Here is a 1,747-nt window from a genome sequence, read left to right as displayed (position 1 = left end):
GGCGGGGGGCGGCGGGGGGTTGGGGGGGGGACCACCGGGGGGGGGCTGCCCGTACCCCGGCGGTGGACCGTCCGGCCGTGTCAGGGCCGGGGAGGGACTGCTAGAACGGGGTGGTCATGGTCGGGAACTCGAAGATCGGCGGGACGACGCCGCCGGTGCCGGCGAGCAGCTGCGAACGCAGGCCCAGGCCGCCGCCGGTGCGCAGCCGGATCTCGCCGGCCGGGTGGTCGGCCGCGTCACCGGGGCGGGCGACGGGCTGGTTCCGGTTCGGCTGCTGGTCGTTGGTGTGCATCGGGTGGTGCTCCTTCGCGGTCGGTGCGGACAGTGCGGGGGTGGCGCCGGTTCGACAGGGGCGGAAGGGGTCGGCGGACAGGGCGGGCGGTGCGGTCCGTCCGGCCGCACACGGAGTGCGGCGAACGGGCGTGTGCGGGGCGGGCGGAGGCCCGCGCGGATCGGGTCAGGTCGGGTCAGGTCGGGTCGGGTCGGGTTCCGGGAACGGTCGGAGGGCGTGGTCGGCGGAGCGTGGGAGGCCCGCCGGAGCGGAGCAGCAGGGCGGGCGGCACGAGGTCGGGGAAGCCGAGGCGGAGCAGGCCGTGGCCGATCCCGGCCAGGCCGGTGAGCAGGCCGGGATGCGGGACGTGGTCGGGGGTGCCGCAGCGGGCCCCGTCGTGGTCGATTCCGGCCAGTAGCGCCCCGGCCCGGCGGACCCACGGCGTCCGGCCGGACGCGGGGCCGTGCCGGCCGAGCAGTTCCAGGACGCCGAGTTCGCCGTGGCAGAGGCTGTGGTCGGCGATCGGTATGGCGCGGGCGGTGTTCCGGACGGCGCGCTGGGCCCACTCGGCGAGCCGGCGGTCGGCGAGCGCGAGCGGGCTGTCGACCACGGCGAGCGCGACACCGGCCCGGCCCCGGCACCAGGAACCCTCCCGGGAGCGGGCGGAGGTGGCGGCGTGCAGGGCGGCCAGCCCGGCCCGGTGGTGCGGCCCGTCGACCGCCTCGCCGATGGCCTCGGCGTACCGGAGCAGGGCCCAGCCCGTGCCGGCCGTGCCGTGCGCGAATCCGGTGGCGGGCGGCACGGGTCCGTCCACGAGCCGCTCGGCGCCGAGGGCGGCGGCGCGCAGCGCGGCCGTGGCCTGTGCGGCGGTGGCCTGTGCGGCGGTGGTCTGTGCGGCGAGGGCGTCGGTGCCGGGCGTACCGGCGGTGCGGGCGTGCACCGCGAGCAGGGCGGCGACGCCGCCGGCGGTGCCGCTGTGCACGCCCGGGTCGCTCTCGCGTTCGATCGCGGACGCGGCGAGTGCCACCGCCGGGCCGGTCCACTGCCCGACCAGGGGGTCGTCGAGGATACGGGCGATCTCGGTGAGCGCGTAGGCGATGCCGCCGAGGCCGGCGAAGCCGCCGGAGCCGACGGCGGCCGGGAGGTCGGGGTGGGCGGCGAGGGATTCGAGCAGGCCGGGCACGGGTGTGAGGGCCTGACGGGCGACCTCGGCGTAGCGGTCGGAGCCGGTGAGCGCGGCGAGTTGGGCGAGGAAGAGCGCGGCACCGGTGTAGCCGCCGGCCAGGTCGGCGCCGAGCGGCCGGACCCGCCAGTACCGGTCGGCGAGCAGCTCCAGGCCGAGCCAGTTGGTGCGGGACCGGGCCCGGTAGGGGGGGGGGCGGCCCCCGGGGCGCCCCCCCCCCGGCGGGGGGGGGGCGGCGCGGGGGGGCCCCCCCCGGGGCGCCACCGGAGAGGGGGGGGGGCCGGCCCCCCCGG

At 79.7% G+C, this 1,747-nt stretch carries 2 protein-coding genes; both read right to left on the bottom strand.

The features are described from left to right. Positions 1-100: 100 nt before the first annotated feature. A complete protein-coding gene (locus ABZY91_RS41975) occupies positions 101-292 on the bottom strand; it encodes a hypothetical protein (protein WP_329948197.1) in 192 nt (63 codons plus the stop codon). 175 nt (positions 293-467) lie between these two features. Further along, a partial coding sequence (locus ABZY91_RS41970) for a lanthionine synthetase LanC family protein (protein ID WP_355409507.1) occupies positions 468-1,747 on the bottom strand: 1,280 nt, incomplete at its 5' end.

The organism is Kitasatospora sp. NPDC002965 (assembly GCF_040611255.1).
Classification (GTDB): domain Bacteria; phylum Actinomycetota; class Actinomycetes; order Streptomycetales; family Streptomycetaceae; genus Kitasatospora.
The sequence above is the reverse complement of the archived record's forward strand: the minus strand, read 5'-3'. Positions and strand labels throughout refer to the sequence as shown.